The sequence below is a fragment of the Streptomyces sp. NPDC104371 genome (genome assembly GCF_055583785.1).
Genome location: NZ_JBVJNF010000023.1, coordinates 1 through 26,316, shown reverse-complemented (window position 1 = coordinate 26,316; position 26,316 = coordinate 1). Strand labels below are relative to the sequence as shown.

8 protein-coding genes are annotated in these 26,316 nt (G+C 71.3%); 5 read left to right on the top strand and 3 right to left on the bottom strand.

Annotated features, from left to right (window positions below; genetic code table 11):
* The coding region (locus tag ACZ60T_RS33805; protein ID WP_469669453.1) for a type I polyketide synthase at positions 1 to 1,822 on the bottom strand (1,822 nt) is incomplete at its 3' end.
* Between the two features lie 387 nt (positions 1,823 to 2,209).
* Between ACZ60T_RS33805 and ACZ60T_RS33800 the strand changes: the two genes are divergently transcribed.
* The 5 genes from ACZ60T_RS33800 (at position 2,210) to ACZ60T_RS33780 (ending at position 11,391) form a co-directional block, all read left to right on the top strand.
* Entirely contained in the window at positions 2,210 to 3,388 is a 1,179-nt protein-coding gene (locus tag ACZ60T_RS33800) for a cytochrome P450 (RefSeq protein ID WP_469669452.1), read from the top strand.
* Between the two features lie 5 nt (positions 3,389 to 3,393).
* Entirely contained in the window at positions 3,394 to 3,588 is a 195-nt protein-coding gene (locus tag ACZ60T_RS33795; RefSeq protein WP_469669451.1) for a ferredoxin, read from the top strand.
* Positions 3,589 to 3,805: 217 nt separating this feature from the next.
* Entirely contained in the window at positions 3,806 to 4,633 is an 828-nt protein-coding gene (locus ACZ60T_RS33790; RefSeq protein WP_469669450.1) for a hypothetical protein, read from the top strand.
* A gap of 32 nt (positions 4,634 to 4,665) precedes the next feature.
* A complete protein-coding gene (locus ACZ60T_RS33785; protein ID WP_469669449.1) occupies positions 4,666 to 7,842 on the top strand; it encodes a non-ribosomal peptide synthetase in 3,177 nt (1,058 codons plus the stop codon).
* A gap of 168 nt (positions 7,843 to 8,010) precedes the next feature.
* Positions 8,011 to 11,391: a type I polyketide synthase gene (locus tag ACZ60T_RS33780; protein WP_469669448.1), complete on the top strand. Its 3,381-nt coding sequence runs from the start codon at positions 8,011 to 8,013 to the stop codon at positions 11,389 to 11,391.
* 87 nt (positions 11,392 to 11,478) lie between these two features.
* On the opposite strand, the gene ACZ60T_RS33775 is transcribed toward ACZ60T_RS33780, so the two are convergent.
* Complete coding sequence (locus tag ACZ60T_RS33775; RefSeq protein WP_469669447.1) at positions 11,479 to 18,042, bottom strand: SDR family NAD(P)-dependent oxidoreductase; 6,564 nt, start codon at positions 18,040 to 18,042, stop codon at positions 11,479 to 11,481.
* A gap of 49 nt (positions 18,043 to 18,091) precedes the next feature.
* On the bottom strand, positions 18,092 to 26,316 hold an 8,225-nt coding region (locus ACZ60T_RS33770; protein WP_469669446.1), incomplete at its 5' end, for an SDR family NAD(P)-dependent oxidoreductase.

Below are 26,316 nucleotides of genomic sequence, written 5' to 3'. Positions count from 1 at the left end.
AGGTGTTGTTGTGGGGGTCGGTGAGGAGGGTGAGGATGTTGGTGTGGGTGTGGTCGGAGACGGCTTGGGTGGCTTGGTCGAGGTGGTGGTGGAAGACGGGGGAGTGTTCGTAGAGGTGGGTGGCCATGCCGGGCCATTGGGAGCCTTGGCCGGGGAAGATGAAGGCGAGGCGTCCGGGGTTGGTGTGGCCGGTGGTGGTGTTGCGGGTGGGGGTGTTGTGGGTGATGGCGTCGAGGCCGGTGAGGAGTTCTTCGCGGGTGGTGCCGGTGGTGATGGCGCGGTGGTCGAAGAGGGTGCGGGTGGTTTCGAGGGTGGTGGCGATGTGCTCGGGGGAGAGATCGGGGTTGTCCCGGACCCATGCCGCGATCCGGCCTGCTTGCTCGCGCATGGCGGGTTCGGTGCGAGCGGAGACCACCCAGGACACCGGACGCGGTTCACAGACAACACCGCCCGCGACGGGGGCAGAAGCCGTGTCCTCACGGGCATCTGACGCAACGTCAGGTTCGATACCGGCACTTGCTGCGGCCCCGGTCGGCGTCGGCGCCTGTTCAAGGATCAGATGCGCGTTCGTACCGCCAATGCCGAACGCGGACACACCCGCACGACGCGGCCCCTCCGTCCGCGGCCACTCCCGCGTACGCGTGGGCACGGACAGTCGGCGCTCGTCCAGGAGCAGATCCGGGTGCGGGGTGCGGTGGTTGAGCGTGGCGGGGACCCGCCCCGTCTCGAGCGCGACGACAGTCTTGATGAACCCGGCGATACCGGCCGCGGCCTCCAGATGCCCGATGTTGGTCTTCACCGAGCCGACCAGCAGCGGATCCTCGGCGGACCGCGTGGCCGTGAACACCTCGGCGAGCCCGGCGGCCTCCACCGGGTCGCCCGCACGGGTCCCGGTGCCGTGCAGCTCGGCGTACTGGATCTGCTCCGGGGTGAGCCCGGCGTCGGCCAGCGCTCGGCGGATCACCGCGGCCTGGGCCGAACTGGTCGGCGTGGAAAGGGTGGTGCCGCCGCCGTCGTTGTTGACCGCGCCACCGGTGATCACGGCGCGCACGGTGTCGCCGGCCGCCAGCGCCTCGTCCAGCCGCTTCAGTACGACCATGCCGACGCCCTCACCACGGACGTACCCGTCGGCGTCCGCGTCGAAGGTGTGGCAGGCGCCGGTGGGTGACAGGGCGCCGAGCGCCTCCAGATCGCGGGTGCCGGCCGGGTTGAGGAGCAGGTTCACCGCGCCGGCCACCGCCAGCGCGCACTCCCCGCGGCGCAGCGCCTGGACCGCCTGCCACACCGCGACCAGGCCCGAGGACTGACCGCTGTCGACCACCCAGGAAGGGCCCTGCCAACCGAGCACGTACGACAGCCGGTTGGCGATCACACCACGGGACAGGCCGGTCAGCCCGTAGGCCGAGTCGCCCTCGCGCTCCTGCCGGACGAGATCCGCGTAGTCGTCGCCCATCGCCCCGACGAACACCCCGGCACCCGCCCGGATCTCCTCGGACAGCCGGTCCGGGACGATCCCGGCGTCCTCCAGGGACTCCCAGGCGACCTCGAGCACCCAGCGCTGCCGGGGGTCGAGGTTCCGGGCCTCGGCGCGCGTCATGTCGAAGAAGTCGAGGTCGAATCCCGCGACGTCCTCGACGAACCCGGCCACCCCGGCCGTTCCCGCCACACCGTCGCGGAAGGCCTCGCTCCGGGGCAGCGGGCCCACCCCTGAGGCGCCGTTCAGCAGCAGTTCTGTGAATCCCCGCAGGCCGCTGCCGCCGGGAAAGCGGCACGCGAGGCCCACCACGGCGATCGGCTCGACGATGTGCTCGGGACGCGACATCAGACATTCTCCTCACGCGCCATCAGATCGCTCGGGTACGCGGCGACGGCTTCGACGTTCGGCCGGTGACGGACGAGGGCGGCGGCAGGACCGGGCAGGGGTGCCGACGGCGCATCCGCCGACCCCCGCTCGGGCACACGTGATCGCACCCCGGTGCCCACGTCGCCGAAGCCAACTCTTGGCAGCGGGGCTAAATGAGCCCTTCTCGATCCCTAAAGGGGCAGGTGGAGATCGGGAACACGCGAGAAGCCGGTGTCCTGTGCGGCTTCTTAAGACCGTCAAAAGACCTGTTTTAGCGCCGCTGCCTACGGTTTTGAGGATTCAACGGAACCGAGTGAAGGACAGACGAAGGTGGCCGAATCAGAGACCGCACCGCCGGCTTATCCCATGCCCCGGACCTGTCCGTTCCAGCCGCCGCCCCAGTACGCGAAGTTGCGCGCCGAGGAACCCGCGGCGAGGGTCACGCTCCAGGACGGTTCCACCACCTGGCTGCTGACCCGGCACGCCGATGTGCGCACCGTGCTGAGCAGCCGTGCGGTGTCCTCGGACCGAGCGCGCCCCGGCTTCCCCGCGACGGTCGCCAACGTCGGTGCGTTCGCGCAGAAGGGCTTCCTGCTGTCCATGGACGCCCCGGAGCACGCGATGCACCGCAAGCTCGTCACCAACGAGTTCACGGTCCAGCGGATCCGCGCCCTGCGCCCGCGTATCCAGGAGATCGTCGACGAGCGCATCACGAGGATGCTGAAGAGCCCCACCCGGGAGGCGGACCTGGTCCAGGCGCTCGCCCTGCCCGTGCCGTCGCTGGTGATCTGCGAACTGCTGGGTGTCCCGTACGACACCCGGGACGTCTTCCAGCGGCACGCGGAGATCCTGCTCGACCGCTCGACCCCGGCGGAGGAACGTGGCCGGTCCTTCGGCGCGTTGCGTACGTTCTTCGGCGAACTGGTGGCCAGCCGGGCCGCCGAGGACACCGACGCCGACAGCGACGACCTGCTCGGCCGGCTGATGACCAAGTACCGGGAGCACGGCACCTTCGACCAGGAGGTGATGACCGGCTTCGTCATGCTCCTGCTGATCGCGGGCCATGAGACCACGGCCAACATGATCGGCCTCGGTGTCGCGGCCCTGCTGGACCGGCCGGAGGACCTGGCCGGGCTGCGGGCCGCGCCGGACCGTATGCCGCAGGCGGTCGAGGAACTGCTGCGCTACTTCAGCATCGTCGACTACCCGACCGCCCGTGTGGCCCTGGAGGACATCGACCTGGGACATACGCGGATCCGCGCGGGCGAGGGCGTCATCGCGGCGGCCGCCGCCGCCAACCACGACGAGTCCGTCTTCGACCGGCCCGACGTGCTCGACCTCGACCGCAACCCGCGCGGCCATGTCGCCTTCGGCTTCGGCCCCCACCAGTGCCTGGGGCAGAACCTCGCCCGAGCCGAACTCGACATCACCTACCGCACGCTCTTCGACCGCGTCCCGACGCTGCGCCTGGCCCACCCTGTCGCCGACCTGGCCTTCAAGGACGCCAGCGTGTACGGGCTGCAACGGCTCGACGTGACGTGGTGAGCGCGATGCGCGTGGCGGTCGACCGGGATCAGTGCTGCGCCGCCGGACAGTGCGTGCTGGCCGCGCCCGAGGTCTTTCGGCAGCGGGACAGCGACGGCACCTCCTATCCGGTCACCGCGTACCCCGATCCCGGTCTCCGGGAGGCGCTCCTCGAGGCGGTGGCGGCCTGTCCCACACAGGCCGTCACGCTGCACGAGTGAACGCCGCGCACCCCGAACCGGCAGCAGCCGCGAACCCCGAACCACCAGCAGCGGACGACGAATCCGGGGAGTGCCGATGAATTCCGCACAGGACAGTTCCCCCTTGTCGGGAACCACGGCGGACGGCTTCTCCACGTCTTTAGAGCTGCTTAAGAAGGCATTTCTAGTTTGCTCGGCCAGCCCCACCACATTTCGATCGGAGAGGACCGGATCCCGCATGGGTGACCTGATCAGCACATGGCGTGAACTGACCGGTGGAAATCCCGAGGAGATCGTCCTCGCCGTCGATTTCGACGCCACCGGCAGGCCGGAGGCCCGCTTCACCGATCTCGCGCAGCGGCTCGGACCGGACTTCACCGTCTGGGAGACCGCCCCGCAGGGCATGGAGGCGGAGGCCGGGCCGGACGGCGAGAGCTACGTCAAGCGATGGGCCGAGGCCGCACGCGCCGACGGCCGTACCGTACGCGCCGTCCTCGGGTTCTGCGCCGGAGGCGTCTTCGCGCCGTTCCTCGCCGACCGGATCGCCGAGTGGCAGGAGCGCCCGAAGCTGCTGCTGTTCGACCCCGAGACCGTGACACCGATGACCATGTACTGGCAGTTCGCCAAGGTCGTGGAGCTGGCCGCCCCGACCCTGACCGCGGCCGAACTGGCCGAGGCGCAGGACGCCGGGCGCCGGGCGCAGGAGGAACTGCGCAGCCTCGACGCCCTGTCCGCGGAACTCCTCACGATCTTCCGGCGCGTCGGCGAGCTGGCCTTCCCCCGGCTCGGCCTCGACGCGACGAGTTCCGGCGAACTCATGGCCACCTTCAGCTCGTTCATCGGCTACCTCGGCGCGGCCGGCAGCCTCGATCCGCTGGTCGGATGGCGAACGGCCACCGTACTCGCCTCCACCACACCCACCAGTGGCCTCAACGGCTACCGCCAGATCCACCCCGACGCCGACCAGGACCTGGTGGCACGGGAGATCCGCGTCGAGACCGAGCACGGCAACCTGCTCGGCAACGACGAGGTGGCGAAGCTGGCCGTCGAACTGCTCACGTCCTGAGCGGCCGAGCAGCTCATCAGGGAGGACCCGGGATGTCCGGACTGCACGGCAACGACCCGACTACGGCGACGACGGCGTCGCTCACCACGGCCAGCCGCAAGGAAGAAGCGCTGTGGATCCTGGACCGGCTCGTGCCGTCCAGCGGGGTCAACAACCTCACCATGGCCGTACGCGCCGCGGGCCCGCTCGGCGAATGGGAGCTCCAGGAGACACTCGCGTTCCTGCTGAACCGGCATGACGTGCTCCGCACCGTCTTCCGGGACACCGCGGTCGGCCTGCTCAAACAGACGGTGGACAGCGGTCGGTTCTTCATCGAGATCCAGAAGTTCCAGCCGGCCGCGGGCCGCATGGAGGAAGAGCTGGCCGCCTTCGTCGCCGCGCCGTTCGCCTTCGACGGCAGCCCGCTCGTGCGCGCCGGGCACTTCGTCGACGACGAGGGCGACGTGTTCTGCCTCGTCGTCCACCACCTGGTGTTCGACACCATCTCCTCGGTGATCCTGCTGGACGAGTTCGCCGCCGTGTACGACGCGGTGGCCGGTGGGGTGGAGCCCCCGGCGGAGCTGCTCGGCCCGGCACCCTCCGCCCAGGAGACGCCGCCCCGGCAGGAGAGCCTGGACTACTGGCGCGCCCATCTCGACGGCTTCGACCCCGCGAGCCTCGACCTGTCGTGCGGGCGCTCCGATGTCCCGGAGCCCACCCTGACCGGCGACCACATCATGCACCGGGTCTCGGAACCGGCGCGGGAGGCGGTGCGCCGGATGCAGAAGGAGCTGCGCGCACCGGAGGCGGTCGTGCTCCTCGCGGCGTACGCGCTGCTGCTCGCCCGGCACGGCGCGGGGCCCGACCTGGTGATCGGATCACCGGCGAACACCCGTGGCCCCAAGGGCCAGCGGGCCATCGGCTACCACATCAGCACCCTGCCGCTGCGCGTCCCGGTCGACTTCGACGGCTCGTTCCGGGACCTGGTCGCCCGGACCCGCGACGTGTTCTTCGGCGCGCTCACCCACGCCGACGTGGCCGTCGACCTGATCCTGCCCGATGTCCGCAAGGCCTCGACGTCCTGGCGCAACCCCGTCTTCAAGCATGTCTTCAACTACGTGCCGGACGACGGAACCGCCGACTACGACGGGGCGGGCACCCCCTTGCACCGGCTGCTGCTCGAGAACGGATTCAGCAAGTTCGACCTGGAGTTCTTCTTCATCTCCGCCAAGGACCGGCTCGATGTCCGGGCCGTGTTCTACACCGACATCCTCGACCGGCAGGACGTCGCCCTGATGGTGGAGCGGTTCGAGGAGCTGCTGGTGACCCTCGGCGCCCGGCCCGACGACGCCGTGGGCGGCGTGCCCGTGGCCGGTACCCAGGACCGTACGGTGATCGGCGCGGCCAACGACACCCACCGCGCCCTGCCCGCGCCCACCGTGTCACACCTGATTCACCGTCAGGTGACCAGTGACCCTGACGTGGTGGCCGTCGTACACGACGAACGCACCGTCAGCTACGGCGAGTTGTGGCGTGCCGCGCTCAACGTCCGCGACCGTCTCGTCCGCGCGGGCGCGGGTGAGGGCGCCGTCGTCGCCCTGCTCGCCCGGCGCAGCCCCGAACTCGCCGCCGCCGTCCTGGGCACCTGGCTCGCCGGAGCCGTCTACCTCCCGCTCGACCCCGACCACCCGGAACAGCGGATCGCTTACCAACTGGACGACTCCGACGCCCTGTTGGTGATCGCCGACGCCGAGGTGACCGTACCGGCCGGAGACCGTACGGTCCTGCGGCTGCCGGAGGCCACGGTCGGCTCGTCCGACGGTTCCGCGCCCGAGGCCCTTGCCGAGCCCGAGAGCCTGCCCGAACCCGGGGCCACGGCCTACCTCATCTACACCTCCGGGTCCACCGGACGGCCCAAGGGCACCCGGATCAGCCACGACAACCTGGTCAACCTCATCACCCACTTCCAGGACGAGTTGGGCGTCGGACCCGACGACCCGACCCTGTGGCTGACGACGTTCAGCTTCGACATCTCCGCACTGGAGCTGCTGCTCCCGCTGTCCTGCGGATCCCGCCTCGTGGTGGCACCCGACGAGGCGCGCACCGACGGCACCGCGCTGCGCGAGACGGTGGAACGGCACCGGGCCACGGTCATCCAGGCCACGCCCACCACGTGGCGGCTCGTCCTCGACGACGCCGAGGAGGTCCTGGCAGGCCGCACGGTCCTCAGCGGAGGGGAACCGCTTCCCCTCGCGCTGGCCCGCCGGTTGGTCGCGGCCGGGTGCGAACTGCGCAATGTCTACGGGCCGACCGAGACGACGATCTGGTCCACCTCCGGACGGATCACCGACCCGGCTGCCGACCGCGTCGACGTGGGCCGTCCCATCGCCAACACCCGGATCACCGTGGCCGATCCCGACGGCCGCGAGCTGCCGATCGGCGTGCGCGGTGAACTGTGCGTCGGCGGCCGGGGCGTGGCCCTCGGCTACCACAACCGCCCGGAGCTGACCGCGGATCGGTTCGGCGGTGACGCCCCCGACAACCGCCTCTACCGCACCGGCGATCTCGCCCGCTGGCTGTCCGACGGGCGCCTGGAGGTCCTCGGCCGACTCGACCGCCAGGTCAAGCTGCGCGGTCACCGGATCGAACTCGGCGAGATCGAGCAGGTCCTGGCCGAACACCCCGCGGTCACCGCGGCGGCCGTGGTGGTGGCGGACGGCGCGGACGGCACCCCCGTACTGACCGCGTTCGCGATCGCCCCGCCGCAGCACCGCACCGGCGAGCCGGAGAGCGAGCTGGAGAGCGAGCTGTGGCGGCACGCGCTGGACGCGTTGCCGCGCGCGGCCACCCCCCAGGCGTACCACTTCGTGGACGGGTTCCCCATGACGGGCAACGACAAGGTCGACTACCCGGCGCTCGCGGCGCGGGCCCGGGAACTGAACACCGTGGACACCGACTCGGCCGCCACGGGAGCCAGCGGCGACGAACTGCTCGACGGCATCGTCCAGTTGTGGGTCCACCTGTTGCAGCGCGCGGACATCACCCCCGGCACCAACTTCTTCATGCACGGGGGCCACTCCGTCCTGGGCGCCCAGCTTGTCCAGCTCGCGGCGGAACAGACCGGTGTCCGACTGAAGTTGGCCGATCTCTTCGCGAACCCCACCCCCGCGGAGTTCGCCCGGCAGATCCGCGCTCAGCAGGAGGACACCACCGCGGCCGACGACCACTGACGGTCCCGTCGGCGGGCGGCCTCACCCCGGCCTCACCGGGTGAGGCCGCCCCTCTCGCACGTCCGCACCTGTACGTCCGCTCTCGTACGTCCGCGCGGCCCTCGGGCCGCCCGACCGCGGTCCGGCCCGCCCCCGTCGCCACCGCTTCGCAACGGAAGAGGATCCGTCATGATCGAAGAAGAACGGCTGCTCGACTACCTGAAATGGACGACGGCGGACCTGCACCGCACCCGCCGACAGCTCAAGGACATCGAGGAAGCCCAGCACGAGCCCATCGCCATCGTGGGCATGAGCTGCGCCTACCCCGGTGACGTACGGTCCCCGGACGACCTGTGGCGGCTCGTCGAGGACGGCCGCGACGCCATCTCCGACATGCCGGCGAACCGGGGCTGGAACACCGACGCGCTCTACGACCCGGACCCGGACGCCGTCGGCCGGTCCCGCACCCGCCGAGGCGGCTTCCTGCACGACGCCCAGGACTTCGACGCCGGTCTGTTCGGCATCACCCCGCGCGAGGCCATGGCGATCGACCCGCAGCAGCGGCTGCTGCTCGAAGCGGCCTGGGAGGCGATCGAACGGGCCGGGGTGGACCCGCGGTCCCTGCGCGGCAGCAGTACGGGCGTCTTCGCGGGCGTCATGTACAGCGACTACGGCTCCCGGCTCCAGCCCGCCCCGGACGGGTACGAGGGCTACGTCGGCATCGGCAGCGCACCCAGCGCCGCCTCCGGACGGGTCTCGTACACCTTCGGTCTGGAGGGCCCGGCGCTGACGGTGGACACCGCCTGCTCCTCCTCCCTGGTGGCCCTGCACCTCGCCTGCCAGGCCCTGCGCCGCGGCGAGTGCTCGGCGGCGCTGGCCGGCGGCGTCACGGTCATGGCCACGCCCGGTGTGTTCGTCGAGTTCTCCCGGCAGCGCGCGCTGTCACCGGACGGCCGCTGCCGGTCCTTCTCCGCGGACGCCGACGGCACCGGCTGGGCCGAGGGCGTGGGCATGCTGTTCCTGGAGCGGCTGTCCGACGCCCGCCGCAACGGACACCCGGTGCTCGCCACGGTGGTCGGCAGCGCCGTCAACCAGGACGGCGCGAGCAACGGTCTGACCGCGCCCAACGGGCCCTCGCAGGCGCGCGTCGTCCAGGCCGCCCTGGCCGACGCCCGGCTCGAACCGGGTGCTGTCGACGCGGTGGAGGCCCATGGCACCGGCACCCCGATCGGCGACCCCATCGAGGCCCAGGCGCTCCAGGCCGTCTACGGCGAGGAGCGCGCGGCCGGGCGGCCCCTTTGGCTCGGTTCGTTGAAGTCGAACATCGGCCACGCCCAGGCCGCCGCGGGCGTCGCGGGCATCATCAAGATGGTCATGGCGATGCGGCACGGACTACTGCCCAGGACACTGCACGCCGAGACACCCTCACCCCACGTGGACTGGACGGGCGGAGAACTCCGTCTCCTCTCCGAGGCACAGCCCTGGACACGGGGCGGACCGGACGGCGCGGCACCACGGCGGGCCGCCGTGTCCTCCTTCGGCATCAGCGGCACCAACGCGCATGTCATCCTCGCCGAAGCCACCGAGCCCACCGAGGCCGACGATTCCACAGAGGCCGCCGATCCCGCGGAGGCAACGGAGGCTACGGAGACCACCGTGGCACCGGAGGTGTCGGCCGACTCCCCCCTGTTCGTACTGCCGGTCTCCGGACGGACCCCGCAGGTACTGAAGGAACAGGCCGACCGGCTCCACCGGCACCTGACGGACCACCCCGAGACCGACCTCGCGGATGTGGTGCACACCCTCACCACCGGCCGCACCTCCTTCGAGCACCGGGCCGTTCTCGTCGGCGGGAACCGCGCCGAACTGCTGGCGAACCTGCACGGACTGGCCGCAGGGGCCTCGGCACCACAGCTCGTACGAGGCCGCCCTGACCCGTCGACGAAGGGACCGCTCGCCTTCCTCTTCTCCGGCCAGGGCTCGCAACGACCCGGCATGGGCAGGGAGTTGAGCGCGACCTACCCGGTCTTCGCCGAAGCCCTCGATGAGGTCTGCGCCCATCTCGACCCGCATCTGAGCCGTCCGCTGCGCCCGCTGCTCTTCACCGAGCCGGAGGCCGATGCCGACACCGACGCCACTGGTGACCGCACCCATCCGCTGGACCGTACGGAGTTCGCCCAGGCCGGCATCTTCGCCGTGGGCACCGCCCTGTACCGCCTCTTCGAGGCCCACGGCGTACGCCCCGACTACGTCGGCGGCCACTCGATCGGCGAGCTGACCGCCGCCCATGTCGCCGGGGTGTGGAGCCTCGCCGACGCCGCCCGGCTCGTCTCCGCGCGCGGCCGACTCATGCAGGGGATCGAGCTGACCGGCGCCATGATCGCCGTACAGGCCACCGAGGAGGAGGTCCGGCCGCTGCTGGCGGACCGCGACGGAGACGTCGAGATCGCCGCTGTCAACGGTCCCTCCTCGGTCGTGCTCTCCGGAGACGAGGCCGCCGTCACCGAGGTCGCGGAGCAACTGCGCGGACAGGGACGGCGCGTCAAGCGGCTGCGGGTCAGCCATGCCTTCCACTCCCGCCATATGGAGCCCATGCTCGAGGAGTTCAGGGCGGTCGCGGACGAACTCACCTACCACGCGCCCCGGATCACCCTCGTGTCCAACCTGACCGGCGAGATCGCCGATGCCGAGGAGGTGCGCACCGCCGACTACTGGGTCCGCCATGTACGGCGGCCGGTCCGCTTCCACGACGGGGTGCGGCGGCTGGACGCGGACGGCGTCCGTACGTTCGTCGAACTGGGCCCGGACAGCGTCCTGGCCCCGATGGCGGCGGAGAGCCTGGGAGGACGGCCCGGCATACGTCCCCCGGTGGTGCTGTCCGCCGTCCGCCGGGACCGCCCCGAGGGCGTGGGGGCTGCCCTCGCGCTCGGCGAGCTGCATGTGCGCGGCCTGCCCGTCGACTGGACCGCGTCCCGCCCGAGCACCGCCGCGCGCCTGGTCGAACTGCCCACCTACGCTTTCCAACGACGCCCGTACTGGCTGGCCCCCGTGGCCGACGGCCCAAACGCCGCGTCCACCGCGCTGCCCTGGGCGGACACCGGAGCCGAGGGTCGGCGCTTCTGGGAGGCCGTGGGCGGCGGAGACGTCGAGCGCGCCGCCGCCCTCCTCGGCGTGGAGCCCGGCACCACGGTGAAGCGGGTGCTGGTCGCGCTCGCCAACCTGATCGGCCCCACGGAGACACCGGCCGCGGACCTGGACCCGGACGACACCGGGGAGTCGGTCGTACGACCGGAGCCGGGCCGACTCGCCGCCCTGCCCGCCGACGAGCGCTACCGCACCCTGCTGAACCTGGCCATCAACGCGGCCCGGGACATCATGGGGCACAGCGTCGAGGAGGAGATCACCGCGGACACCGCGCTGCTCGACATAGGCTTCACCTCGATGATGGCGGTCGAACTGCGCAACCGCATGACGGAGGTGACCGGCCTGGAACTGTCGCCCGCGGTCATGTACGACCACCCCACCTTCGCCGAACTGGCCGTCTACGTCAGCGATCGAATGGCCGCCTAGACCGACCGGACCACCCCGACCACGGGACATGCGAAAGGGGCCGCCCCTCGGGGCGGCCCCTTCAGCGTGCGCGGCGACTGGATCCCGTCAGCCGAGGCCGAGTTCGTTGTCGATGAAGTCGAAGATCTCGTCGTCCGACGCCGAGTCGCTGAGCGCCTGGGACGCGGGCGCCGCGGTCCCGGCGGCCTCGTCGCGCGGCCCGGACAGCCGCGTCTGGAACTCGGCGAGCCGGTCCATCAGCTTGCGGCGGGCCGGGTCGTCGACCGACAGCCCCTCCAACGCGCCTTCCAGACGGTTCAGTTCGGCGAAGAGCGGAGCGAAGACCGTTGTCGGGTCGGGGGTGAGCAGCGTGTCGAGGAACGCGGCCAGCGCGGCCGGGGACGGATGGTCGAACACCAGCGTCGTGGGCAGCCGTCGGCCCACGGCGGACCCGAGCCGGTTACGCAGCTCCACGGAGGTCAGGGAGTCGAACCCGAGGTGCTTGAAGGCGGTGGTGGGGGCGATCCCGTCCGCCGTCGTGTGTCCCAGGACCGTGGCGGCGTCCGTGCGGACCAGGTCGAGCAGCCGCTGCCTGCGCGCCTCGGCGTCCAGCGTGGCCAACTGCTGCTCCAGCGCGACCGGTTCGGACCGTACCGAGTTCGCGGACCCAACAGAGGCCTTACGTACGGTCGTTGGCCGCACCAGTGCGCGCAACAGCGGCGGCAGCGGTCCGGCGGCGGCTCGTTCGCGCAGGGTCCGCAGGTCCAGTCGTACCCCCACGGCCAGCGGCTGCCGGGCCGCCAACGCCTCGTCCAGCAGCGCGAGACCGTGGGCGGTGGAGAGCGGCAGGAGCCCGCCGCGCGACATCCGGGCCAGATCGCCGTCGCCCAGATGCCCGGTCAGCGCGCTCGACTCCTCCCATAGTCCCCAGGCGAGTGAGGTGGCGGGGAGGCCGTGGGTGTGGCGGTAGTGGGCGAGGGCATCGAGGTAGGTGTTGGCGGCGGCGTAGTTGGCTTGTCCGGGGGTGCCGATGAGTCCGGAGATGGAGGAGAAGAGGATGAAGGCGGTGAGGTTGTGGTGGCGGGTGAGGTGGTGGAGGTTCCAGGCTGCGTCGACTTTGGCGCGGAGGACGGTGGTGAGTCGGTCGGGGGTGAGTGCGGTGAGGATGCCGTCGTCGGTGGTGCCTGCGGTGTGGATGACGGCGGTGAGGGGGTGGGTGTCGGGGATGGTGTCGAGGAGTGTGGCTACGGCGTCGTGGTCGGCCATGTCGCAGGCGGTGATGGTGACGGTGGCGCCGAGGGCGGTGAGTTCGGCGTGCAGGTCCGCGGCGCCTTCGGCGTTGGGGCCGCGTCGGCTGGTCAGGAGCAGATGACGTACGCCGTGCTCGGTGACCAGATGGCGGGCGGTGAGCGTGCCCAGGGTTCCGGTGCCGCCGGTGATCAGGACCGTACCCTCCGCGTCGAGCGCGGTCGGCAGGGTCAGGGCCAGCTTGCCGGTGTGCCGGGCCTGACTGAGGAACCGCAGGGCCTCCGGTGCGTGGCTCACGTCCCAGGCGGTCACCGGCAGCGGACGCAGCGCGCCCTCCTCGTACAACGCCACGATCTCCGCGAGCATCCGCCGGATCGCCTCCGGCTCGCAGCGCATCAGGTCGTACGCCCAGTACGACACCCCGCCGTACTCCCGCGCGACCTCCTCCGGATCGCGGATGTCGGTCTTGCCCATTTCCAGGAACCGGCCGCCCGGAGCCAGCAGCCGCAGCGAGGCGTCCACGAACTCCCGTGCCAGCGAGTCGAGTACGACGTCCATCCCGCGGCCACCGCTGGCGTCCCGGAACCGCTGCTCGAAGTCCAGGGTCCGCGACGAGGCGATCTGCTCGTCGGAGAAGCCGAGTTCACGCAGGGTGCCCCACTTCTCCGGGCTGGCCGTGCCGTAGAGATCGAGGCCGAAGTGCCGGCCGAGCTGCACCGCCGCCATGCCCACGCCCCCGGTGGCCGCGTGGATCAGCAGCGACTCACCGGGCCGCACCTGGGCCAGCTCCCGCAGGCCGTAGTAGGCGGTCAGGAACACCACGGGCACGACGGCGGCCTGATGGAACGTCAGAACCGAGGGCATCTTGGCGAGGAACCGATGGTCGGTGACCGTGACCGGCCCCGCACCACCGCCCGGGAAGAGCCCCATCACCCGGTCGCCCACCGCGATACCGTCGACCTGCTCGCCGACCTCCAGCACCACACCGGCGCCCTCGCCGCCGATCTCCGCGTCATCGCCCGGGTACATGCCCAACGCGATCAGCACATCACGGAAGTTCAGCCCGGCCGCCCGTACGGCCACCCGGACCTGACCGGGCTCCAACGGCGCGTCCGCCGCCGCCGACGGAACCAGCGCCAGATCGGCCAGACTTCCCTTGCGCGTGGCGTCCAGACGCCAGCCGCCCGACTCCGACGGCGGGCGTAGCAACCCGCCCACGGACCCGGCGCGCACCAGCCGCGGCACCTGTAGCCCGCCCTCGCGCACGGCCAACTGCTCCTCGTCCGAGGCGAGTACGGACGGCAGCGCGGCCAACGACTCGGTACGGCCGTCGAGATCGACCAGACGGACCCGGCCGGGACTCTCCGACTGCGCCACCCGCATCAGGCCCCACACCGTCGCCGCGGCCAGATCCGTGATCTCCGGCCCGGGACGGGCGGCCACCGCGCCACGGGTCACCACGATCAGCCGGTCGTCGGCGAACCGCTCGTCGCCCAGCAGGCGTTGGACCAGCTCCAGGGCGCGTTGGGCCGCATGGTGGGCGTCGGTCACCGTGTCGGGGTCCGAGACGTCGCTGTGCGAGCCCTCCAGGGTGATGAGAACCTGACGGGTGGGGGAGGTCTCGGGCACCTTCGAGAGTCCGTCGTGGTCCTCGTAGGCGTCGACGGCGACCCCCGCGGCGCGCAGCGCGTCGGCCACCCCCAGCGGGTCCGTACCGACCACCGAGACAGGCCCGGTGACCGGGTCCGCCGCCGACGTGGCCGCGGGCAGCCACTCCACCACGTGCAGCGGGTCGACCCCGCCCGCGGTGGGAACGGGCATCCGACCTGGCTCCAACTCCCGGACCAGCAGCGACTCCACGGTGAGTACGGGAGCACCGGTGACGTCGTACGCCTCCAGCGCCACCGAGTCCGCCCCCGTCGGGGACAGCCGGACGCGCAGACTGCGTGCCTCCGACGCGTGCAACTCCACGCCCGACCAGGAGAACGGCACCTTCGGCTGCCCCGCGCCCTCGCCCAGTACCGCCTCGGCGGCCAGCGGATGCAGAGCGGCGTCCAACAGCGCCGGATGCAGCCCGAATCCACCCGGCCCGGCATCGGGAGGCAGCGTCACCTCCGCATAGAGATCCGACCCCACCCGCCAGCTCTGCCGCAGCCCCTGGAACAGCGGGCCATAGCCGTAGCCGCGATCCGCCAACGCCGGGTAGAGATCGGCCACTTCGGCCGGTACCGCTCCCTGGGGCGGCCATACGGTGTCGCCGGGCCGGGGCACCTGGTGCTCCGCCGAGAGAACCCCGTCGGCGTGCCGGGTCCACTCGTGCTCTTCCTCGTCCCCGGCTTCGGGGCGCCCGTAGACCGTGACCGACCGACGGCCCTCGTCGTCCATGGGGCCCACCGCGACCTGCAACCGCACCGAGTCCCGCTCCGGCAACGGCAGCATCGCGTACAGCGTGAGCTCCTCGACCCGCGCACACCCGACCCGCGCACCCGCGTGCCGCACAGCCTCGAGGAAGGCGGTACCCGGAACAGTGGGCACGCCCTGCACACGGTGGTCGGCGAGCCAGGGGTGGGTGCGTAGGGAGATGCGTCCGGTGAGGACGGTGGTGTCGTGTTCGGCGAGTTCGAGTGAGGCGGCGAGGAGTTGGTGGGGGGTGTGGTCGAGTCCTGCGGTGGTGAGGTTGGGGTGGGTGGGGTTGAGCCAGTAGGGGTGGTGTTGGAAGGGGTAGGTGGGGAGGTCGGGGAGGTTGGACAGTTGGTGGGTGGCGGGTTGGGGCTCGGTGGTGAGGGCGTACTGAGTGAGGGTGGTGGTGGTGTGTTCGGGTTCGGGGTGGCGGCGGTCGAGGAGGGCGCCGTACCAGGGGGTGTCTTCGGTGCCCGGTGTTTGCTGGGTGAGGGTGGTGAGGACGGGGTCGGGGCCTGCTTCGAGGTAGTGGGTGATGTGGGTGGTCTGGAGGGTGTGGGTGACGTCGAGGTAGCGGACGGTGGAGCGGATGTGGCGGGCCCAGTAGGCGGGGTCGGCGAGTTGTTCGGGGGTGGTCCAGGTGCCGGTGACGTCGGAGACGAGGGGGATGGTCGGCGCGTGGAAGGTGACCTGCGCTGCCGCCTGTTCGAACTCGGCCAGGACCGGGTCCATGTGGGGGGAGTGGAAGGCGTGGCTGACCGTGAGAGCGCGGGTCTTGTGGCCGTGTTCTTCGAGCTGCCGGGCGATGTCGTGAGCGGTGTCGTGGTCACCGGAGATCACCAGCGCGTTCGGGCTGTTGAGGGCTGCCAGGCTTACGTGTTCCTCCTGGCCGTCGAGCAGGGGGCGTATGTCGTCCTCGGTGGCCTGGACAGAGATCATGGCACCGCCTGCGGGTGCCTGCTGCATGAGTCGTCCGCGTGCGGCGACCAGGTGGGCGGCGTCGGGGAGGCTGAGTACGCCTGCGCAGTGGGCGGCGGCGAGCATGCCGACGGAGTGCCCGGCCAGTGCGTGCGGGGTGAGTCCGTGGGCTTCGGCGAGACGGAACAGGGCGACCTGTACGGCGAAGAGTGCGGGCTGGGTGTATTCGGTCTGGTCGAGCAGTTCGGCTTCGGGGGTGCCGGGTTCGGCGAAGACGATGGGGGCCAGGGGTCGGGTGAGGTGCTTGTCGAGAGCCTGGCAGGCCTCGTCGAACGCGGCGGCGAACACGGGGGAGGCGGCGTGGAGTTCACGTCCCATGCCGGGACGTTGACTGCCCTGCCCGGTGAACAGAACGGCCGTACGCGCCGGGGCACTGCTCGCGGTCGCGGTGATGACGCCGGGTCCCTCGCCCTCAGTGGCCAACTGGTGCAGGGCGCTGGTCAGTTCCTCACGGGTGGAACCGGTGACAGCGGCACGGTGCTCGAAGCGAGTACGACGCTCCAGCGCGGCGGCGACGGCCACCGGCTCGATGTCAGGCCGAGCCGTCAGGTGCTCATGCAGACGTACGACCTGCTCCCGCAGCGCCTCAGGCGTCTTCGCAGACATGGTCCACGCCATCGGCAGCCCACCGTCGCTCTCAGCATCGAAGTCAGGCTGCGCGGGGGCCTGTTCAATGATGACGTGGGCGTTGGTGCCGCTGATCCCGAACGAGGAGACAGCGGCCCGCCGCGGTGTCTCGCTCTCCGGCCAGGGCTGGGACTCGGTGAGCAGCCGCACCTGCCCCGACTCCCAGTCAACGTGAGGACTGGGAGTGTCGGCGTGGAGGGTCACGGGCAGGGTGTGTTCCCGCAGTGCCATGACCATCTTGATGATCCCGGCAACACCCGCGGCAGCCTGAGTGTGCCCGATGTTCGACTTCAACGAGCCCAGCCACAAGGGATGTTGGGCGTCACGCTGCTGCCCGTACGTGGCCAGCAGAGCACCCGCCTCGATCGGATCCCCCAGCCGCGTACCCGTCCCGTGACCCTCCACCACATCCACATCAGCAGGACTCAACCGCGCATTGGCCAGCGCCTGCCGGATCACCCGCTCCTGCGCAGGCCCATTCGGCGCCGTGAGCTGACTACTGGCCCCGTCCTGGTTGATCGCGCTACCCCGCACCACGGCCAGCACCCGATGCCCCAGCCGTTGCGCATCCGACAGCCGCTCCACGACCAACAGCCCCACACCCTCGCCCCAGCCGGTGCCGTCGGCGTCGGCGGAGAACGCCTTGCACCGCCCATCGGGTGACAGCCCACGCTGCCGACTGAACTCGACGAACGTGTTGGGGGAGGCCATGACGGTGACGCCACCGGCCAGGGCCATGTCGCATTCGCCCTGACGCAGTGCCTGCACCGCGAGATGCAGGGCGACGAGGGAGGACGAACAGGCGGTGTCCACCGACACCGCCGGACCCTCGAGGCCGAGCGTGTAGGAGATGCGCCCCGAGGCGACACTGCTCAGGCTTCCGCTGGCCACGTACCCCTCGAACTCCTCCGGCGCGGGCTGGAGTCGCGAGGCGTAGTCGTCGTACATGACACCCGTGTAGACGCCGGTGCGGCTGCCGCGCAGCGACGTCGGATCCAGCCCGGCCCCCTCCAGCGCCTCCCACGCCGTCTCCAGCAGCAACCGCTGCTGGGGGTCGGTGGCCTGGGCCTCGCGGGGACTGAGGCCGAAGAAGGGAGCGTCGAAGCCCGTGGCGTCGTAGAGGAATCCGCCCCTGCGGGTGTACGACTTCCCCGTCCGCTCGGGGTCGGGGTCGTACAGGTCCTCGACATCCCAGCCCCGGTCCTCGGGGAAGTCCCCGATCGCGTCGACACCGTCCGCGACGAGCCGCCACAGCTCCTCCGGCGACCCGACCCCACCGGGATACCGGCAGGCCATGCCGACGATCGCGATCGGCTCGCCCTGCTTGTTCTCGGCGTCGGCCAATTGACGCCGGGCGATCCGCAGATCCGCGGTGGCCCGCTTCAGATAGTCACGGAGCTTGTCTTCGTTGCTCGTCACGCGAGGTCAACCCTTCGAAGTGCGGGGAAAACGGGTGGGCCGGGGCGGGTCAGGAGAGGCCGAGTTCCTTGTCCAGGGCCTCGAACATTTCGTCGTCGGTGATGTCGTCGAGGTCGTCGGCGTCCGTGCTGTCCGTCGAGCCCTGGAGTTCGCGCCACTTCCACAGCAGGGACTGGAGCCGGTCCCCGATCCTCGCTCGCTCCTCCTCGTCCGCGGGGAGTGAGGTGAGCAGGGATTCCAGGCGGTCCAGTTCGGCCAGGGCCGGTGGGGCGTCCTCCGTCTCCGGCGCGAGGAGTGCCGTCAGACGTTCGGCCACGGCCGCCGCCGAGGGATGGTCGAAGACCAGGGTGGTCGGCAGCCGCAGACCGGTGAGCGCGCCGAGCTGGTTGCGGAACTCGACCGCCATCAGGGAGTCGAAGCCCAGGTCGAGCAGCCCCTGTTCCGGGTCCACGGCCGACGCGTCCCGGTGACCGAGGACGGATGCGGCCCGGGAGCGCACGAGGTCCAGTACGGCGGCGTGACGCTCCTCGACGGGCAGCGCGGACAACCGCCCCGCCAACTGCTCGTCGGCGTCCCGCGCGGCCCGCTGCGTGCTCTGCTGTACGGGCACCCGGACCAGCCCGTGCCACAGGGCCGGCGCGGTGCCCGCAGCCGCGGCGGTACGTACGGCCGTCAGGTCCGGCCGGAAGGGGAAGAGCAGCGCCCGGCCGTCGGTCAGGGACGCGTCCAGCAGGGCCAGCCCCTCCTCGGCGGACATCGGTGCGATACCGGAACGGCCGATCCGCGCGATGTCGGCGGCGTCGAGATGCCCACTGACTCCGCTGCTGTCCGCCCACAGACCCCAGGCGAGCGAGGTGGCGGGCAGTCCGAGGGTGTGGCGATGGTGAGCGAGGGCGTCGAGGAAGGCATTGGCCGCGGCGTAGTTCGCCTGTCCCGCCGTGCCCAGCGTGCCGGACACGGAGGAGTACAGGAGGAAGGCCTTGAGGTCGTGCTGAAGGGTGAGTTGATGGAGGTTCCAGGCCGCGTCGACCTTCGGCCTGAGCACTCGGGCGAGCTGAGAACTGTCGAGTGTGGTGAGGATGCCGTCGTCGGTGGTGCCCGCGGTGTGGATGACGGCGGTGAGGGGGTGGGTGTCGGGGATGGTGTCGAGGAGTGTGGCTACGGCGTCGCGGTCGGCGGTGTCGCAGGCGGTGATGGTGACGGTGGCGCCGAGGTCGGTGAGTTCGGCGTGCAGTTCCGCCGCGCCTTCGGCGTTCGGTCCGCGTCGGCTGGTGAGGAGCAGGTGGCGTACGCCGTGCTCGGTGACCAGATGGCGGGCGGTGAGAGCGCCGAGGGTTCCGGTGCCGCCGCTGATCAGGACCGTACCTTCCGCGTCGAAGTGGACGGCCGGGGTGGGCTCGGTGGTGCCGCGCTCGCGTTCCGCCCGGTCTCCCTCCGGGACCCGCGTGAACCGAGGCGCGTACAACTTGCCCTGTCGCAAGGCGAGTTGCGGCGCGGAGGCGGATCGTGCGAGCAGGGCCCCCGGCAAGCTGTCCGGCACCTTGTCGATGTCGAGCAGCAGCACCCTGCCGGGGTTCTCGGACTGCGCGGTGCGTGCCAGGCCCCACAAGGGGGCGGACACCAGGTCGATGGCCGCGTCGTCCGGTGCCACGGCCAGGGCGTTCCGGGTGACGAGCACAAGCCGGGAGTCGGCCCATGCCTCCTCGGACAGCCAGGACCGCAGCAACTCCAGCAGCCGCGAGGTCGCGGCGGCGACCGCGCCGGGCACCTCCGTATCGGCCTCACCGGTCTCGCTCGTGGCCAGCACAGCCAGTACCACTTCGGGTGCCGTGGCCCCCGCGTCCAGCGCCTCGCGCAGGTGGGACAGGTCCGCGTGCGTGGTGGCACCGGAGAGCGTCCCTGACCACTCGGCCGGAAGGTCACCCAGCACCGCGAGCCGTGCGGAGTCCAGTGAGGTGGGGGCGGGGGTGACCGGCACCCACTCCAGTGCGTGCAGCGGAGACCGTCGTGCCGTGTGCGGCACCAGTTGGTCGGCGGAGGCCGCGCGCAGCGTGAGCGAGTCCACGGAGACCACGGGCAGACCGGCCGGGTCGGTCGCCAGCAGGCTGAACGACCCTGTGTCCGCGGGCCGTAGCCGTACGCGCAACTCCCTGGCACCCGTCGCGTGCAGGGTCACTCCGCTCCAGGAGAAGGGCAGCGACAGGGTGCGCTCGCCGTCGGTCCCCTCGTCGGCGCCGTCGAGCGCCAGCACGTGCAACGCCGCGTCGAGCAACGCGGGATGAAGGGCGAAGTCCCCGCCGCCCGGCCCTTCGGGGAGGACGACGTCCGCGAACAGATCCCCGTCCGCCGTCCAGGCCGCGCGCAACCCCTGGAACAGCGGCCCGTACTCGTAGCCGAGGCCCGTCAGACGCCCGTACGGGTCCGCGGCGCCGTCCCGCTCGACGGCGCCCTGGGGCGGCCAGGGTGCCGTCGGCAGCGACTCGGATGTGTCGGACGGGTGTTGCGCGGTGAGGGTGCCGGTGGCGTGCCGGGTCCAGGCGTCCGGCCGTACGTCGTCGCTCTCGCTCTCGCCACGGGAGTGGATCACGACCGACCTACGGCCGTCTTCGTCCGGGCTGCCCACAGCGACCTGGAGGTGTACCCCGTCGGCCTCCGACAACGTCAGCGGCGCCTCCAGAGTGAGGTCCTCCAGGTGCGGCACGTCCAGGACGCGCCCGGCGTGCAGGGCGAGTTCGACCAGTGCGGCGCCGGGCAGCAACGGGGTGCCGAGCACGGCGTGATCGGCGAGCCAGGGCTGCTCGGCCAGGGACAGCCCGCCGGTGAAGAGATGGCTGTCCGCACCGGCCACCGCCACACAGGCGCCGAGCAGCGGATGACTGTCCGCTCCGATCCCGACCGAGGACAGGTCGCTGCCGCGCTTGGCCGGGGTCAGCCAGTAGGTCTGCCGCTGGAAGGGGTAGGTGGGCAGGGGGAGCGGGGCAGCGGTGGCCGTATCGGCATCAGCATCGATATCGGCATGGGCGTCGATATCGGCATGGGCATCGGCGTGGGCGTCGGTCGGCCGGTTCGGGACGTGGCCATGGACGTGCAGGGTCGCCAACGCCGTGACGACGGCGGTGGGTTCGGCCAGATCCTTGCGAAGCGTCGGGACGGCCAGGGTGTCGGAACCAGGCTGCGAATACGGGGTGAGGGCGGGCTGCGGGCCGACTTCGAGGAAGGCGGTGGTACCGAGGGAGTGCAGCGTGGTGACCGCGTCGCGATAGCGGACGGTGGAGCGGATGTTGCGCGTCCAGTGGTCGGGATCGGCGAGTTCCTCGGCCGCGACGAGCGCACTCGTGACCGTGGACACCAGGGGGACCGTCGGAGCGTGGAAGGTGAGCCGGGCGGCGGCTGCGCGGAACTCCTCCAGCACCGGGTCCATGTGGGAGGAGTGGAAGGCGTGGCTGACGGTGAGGGAACGGGTGCGGTGACCGAGTTCCTTCAGCTCCCGGCCGATGTCGTGGACGGTGTCGTGGTCGCCTGAAATCACCAGCGCCTGTGGCCCGTTGAGGGCGGCCAGGCCCACGCGGTCCTCCCGGCCCTCCAGCAGCGGGCGTACGTCCTCCTCCGTGGCCTCGACGGCGAGCATGGCGCCGCCAGGAACGGCCTGCTGCATCAACCGGGCGCGTGTGGCGACGAGTTCGGCCGCGTCGTCGAGCGTGAGGACACCGCTGATGTGCGCGGCCGTGATCTCGCCCAGGGAGTGCCCGGTGACGTGGTCGGGGCGGATCCCTTGTGCCGCGAGAAGACGGCACAGGGCGACTTGCAGGGCGAAGAGCGCGGGTTGGGTGTACTCGGTCTGGTCGAGCAGTTCGGCTTCCGGGGTGCCGGGCTCGGCGAAGACGATCGGGGCCAGGGGCCGGGTGAGGTGCTTGTCCAGGGCCTGGCAGGCCTCGTCGAACGCTGCGGCGAACACGGGTGAGGTGGCGTGGAGTTCACGTCCCATGCCGAGACGTTGACTGCCCTGCCCGGTGAAGACGAACGCGATCCCGCCCGCCTCGGTGGCCGTGCCCCGGACCAGCCCGGGTCCCTCGCCCGTCGTCGCCAACTGACGCAGGGTGTCGGCCAGTTCGTCACCGGTGGTGCCGGTGACGGCGGCGCGGTGCTCGAAGCGCGTACGACGGTCGAGCGCGGCGGCGACGGCCAACGGCTCGGTGTCGGGTCGGGCGGTGAGATGGTCGTGCAGGCGTGTGGCCTGTTCCCGCAGCGCCTCGGGTGTCTTCGCGGACAGGTTCCACACCACCGGCAGACCGCTGTCGCTCTCGGCCTTGAAGTCCGGCTGGGCGGGGGCCTGTTCGATGATGACGTGGGCGTTGGTCCCGCTGATCCCGAACGAGGACACGGCCGCCCGCCGGGGCGCCTCGCCTTCCGGCCAGGGACGGGGCTCGGTGAGCAGTCGTATGTGTCCGGACTCCCAGTCGATGTGGGAGCTGGGGTTGTCGGCGTGGAGGGTCACGGGCAGGGTGTGTTCCCGCAGCGCCATGACCATCTTGATGATCCCGGCGACGCCCGCGGCGGCCTGAGTGTGCCCGATGTTGGACTTCAACGAGCCCAGCCACAGCGGATGTTCACTGTCTCGCTGCTGCCCGTACGTGGCCAGCAGAGCGCCCGCCTCGATCGGATCACCCAGCCGGGTGCCCGTTCCATGCGCCTCCACCACGTCCACATCGGCAGGACTCAGCCGCGCGTTGGCAAGCGCCTGCCGGATGACCCGCTCCTGCGCGGGCCCGTTGGGCGCCGTCAGACCGTTGCTGGCCCCGTCCTGGTTGATCGCGCTGCCCCGGACCACGGCCAGGACCGGGTGCCCGAGTCGCCGCGCGTCCGACAGCCGCTCCACGACGAGCAGCCCCACACCCTCACTCCAGCCGGTGCCGTCGGCATCGGCGGAGAACGACTTGCAGCGCCCGTCGGGCGACAGCCCGCGCTGGCGGCTGAACTCCACGAAGGTGCTGGGGGTGGCCATGACGGTGACGCCGCCTGCCAGCGCCATGTCGCATTCGCCCTGCTGTAGCGCCCGCACCGCGAGATGCAGGGCGACGAGGGAGGACGAGCAGGCCGTGTCGACGGACACCGCCGGACCCTCGAGCCCCAGCGTGTAGGCCACCCGACCCGAGGCGACACTGCCCAGGTTGCCGGTGAGCAGGATGCCCTGAAGCTCCTCCGGCATCTGCTGCACCGGGGGCACGTAGTCGTGGTACATCATCCCGGTGTAGACGCCGGTGCGGCTGCCGCGCAGCGACGCCGGGTCCAGTCCGGCCCGCTCCAGCGCTTCCCACGCCGTCTCCAGCAGCAACCGCTGCTGCGGATCCATCGCCAACGCCTCACGCGGCGAGATCCCGAAGAAGGCGGGGTCGAACTCCCCGGCTCCGTAAAGGAATCCGCCCTCGCGGGTGTACGACTTCCCGGGGCGGCCGGGCTCGGGGTCGTAGAGATCGCGCAGCCGCCAGCCACGGTCCTCGGGGAAGCCGCCGATCGCGTCGACACCGTCCGCGACGAGCCGCCACAACTCCTCCGGCGACCCGACCCCACCGGGATACCGGCAGGCCATACCGACGATCGCGATCGACTCCTCGGACGCGTCGCCGTCCCCCGACCGAGGTCCGGTCGGCGTCGCGGTGTGGGTGACACCCGTCAGCAGTGTGTCCAGGTACTCGGCGATCGCGGCGGGCGTCGGATAGTCGAACACCAGGGTCGCGGGCAGCCGCAGACCGCTCGCCGCGCCCAACTGGTTGCGGAACTCCACGGAGGTCAGCGAGTCGAAGCCGATCTCCTTGAAGGTTCCGGACACCTCCACCGCTCCCGGATCCGAGTGTCCGAGCACCTTCGCGGCCTGGGCACGCACCAACTCCAGCAGCGCACCGCGCCGTTCGGCGTCCGCCAGCCCGGCGAGCCCCGAGACCGACGAGGTGGCCGCGGCGCGCCCGGGTGCCCGGCGGCCACCGGCCCGCGCGAGGTCACGCATGACGGGAGGCAGAGCATCGTCGGCGGCGCGCCGGCGCAGGGCCGGGAGGTCGAGGCGCAGGGGCACGAGCAGCGAGTCGTCGTCCCGCGCCAGCGCGGCATCGAACAGGGCCACGCCCTGCTCCTCCCGCAGCGCCCCGACGCCCGCCCGCGCCATGCGCGCGAGGTCGGCGGTGCCCAGGTTCTCCGCCATGCCACTGCTCGAGTCCCATAGTCCCCAGGCGAGTGAGGTGGCGGGGAGGCCGTGGGTGTGGCGGTGGTGGGCGAGGGCGTCGAGGTAGGTGTTGGCGGCGGCGTAGTTGGCTTGTCCGGGGGTGCCGATGAGTCCGGAGATGGAGGAGAAGAGGATGAAGGCGGTGAGGTTGTGGTGGCGGGTGAGGTGGTGGAGGTTCCAGGCGGCGTCGACTTTGGCGCGGAGGACGGTGGTGAGTCGGTCGGGGGTGAGTGCGGTGAGGATGCCGTCGTCGGTGGTGCCTGCGGTGTGGATGACGGCGGTGAGGGGGTGGGTGTCGGGGATGGTGTCGAGGAGTGTGGCCACTGCGTCGTGGTCGGCCATGTCGCAGGCGGTGATGGTGACGGTGGCGCCGAGGTCGGTGAGTTCGGCATGCAGATCCGCCGCGCCCTCGGCGTTCGGACCGCGACGGCTGGTCAGGAGCAGGTGGCGTACGCCGTGCTCGGTGACCAGATGACGGGCGAACAGCGCGCCGAGCCGTCCGGTGCCTCCCGTGAGCAGAACGGTGCCGCCGTCCGCGCCGAGGTGGGCGCCGACTCCAGAGGCCTGGGCCGAGGCGCGTGCCAGCCTCGGGACGCGTATCTCGCCACCATGGAGGGACAGTTGAGGCTCGTCACCGAGAGGCGCGTCGACGAGCGTGCGCAACGACGTGGCCGCGTAGTCGGTGTCGATGAGGACGAAGCGCCCCGGATACTCGCTCTGCGCCGTCCGTACCAGCCCCCACACAGCGGCCTCGGACAGACCGGCTGCCGTTGAGGAGTCGTCCGGCAGCACGGCCCCGGAGGTCAGCACCGCGAGACGGGTTCCCTCAAGGCGTTCGTCCGCCAGCCAGTCCTGAAGCATGCCCAGCACGGCATGAGCCTGAGCGTGCGCCGACGAGGCCGACTCGGCACCCTCGGAGGCAACTTGCGCCGACAGGGCGCGTACGGGGACCAGGGCCACCTCCGGGGCCACGTTCCCGGCGTCCAACGCGGCGCGCAGGGCGGCCGGATCGGCGTGGTTCTCCACCGGTCGGCCGACCGCCGCCAGCTCTGCCGCGAGAGCGTCGTCGTCGCCCAGTACCACCCAGGACTCGGCGGTCCGGCCGGGGGTCGAGACAGGTGCGGCTTCGATCCAGTCGACGCGGTAGAGCGACCTCGTGTTCGCCGCGCCCACGGCAGCCGCCAACTGTTTGCTCGACGCCGAGCGCAGCACGAGCCGCCCGACGCTCGCGACCGGCACACCGGCGAAGTCCGTGATCTCCACGGCATACGTGTCCTCGCTCACCCGGCGGGAGAAGACACGAAGCTCCCGGCCGGGCGTGCCGTGCAGGGCGACATCGCCGAAGGAGAACGGCAGCGCGATGCTCCCGTCAGCCGACTCCTGGCGCGGCTCGTGCTGGTGGACCACCGTGTGCAGGGCGGCGTCCAGCAGGGCCGGGTGCGCCCGGAAGCCGTCCACATCGAGGACGTCGTCGGGCAGGACCAGTTCCGCGTACAGCCTCTCGCCGTTCCGCCAGGCCTGCCGCACGGCCTGGAAGGCGGGGCCGTAGTCGTATCCGCGCTCCATGAGACGGTCGTAGAACTCTTCGGACGGCAGCGGCACGGCGTCCACCGGCGGCCATGACGGCGGAGCGGACGGACCGCGTACGCCGAGGTCGGCATCGGCGGCCCCGTGCGGAGCCAGCACGGCGGTGGCATGCCGGGTCCACGTCCCGAGGGCTGATGCTTCCTCGTCGGCCGCGCCGTCCTTGGCCGCCTCCTGCCGAGAATGGAAGGTGGCCGTACGCCTGCCCCGCTCATCGGCCGGGGTGAGGGTCACCTGGAGCTGGACGGGCGCGTCCGGTGGAAGGACGAGGGGGGCTTCGAGGGTGAGGTCTTCCAGGTGCGGGGTGTCGTGCAAGTTCCCTGCGTATAGGGCGAGTTCGAGGAAGGCGGTGCCGGGGAGCAGGACCGTGCCGGTGATGCTGTGGTCGGCGAGCCAGGGGTGGGTGCGTAGGGAGATGCGTCCGGTGAGGACGGTGGTGTCGTGTTCGGCGAGTTCGAGTGAGGCGGCGAGGAGTT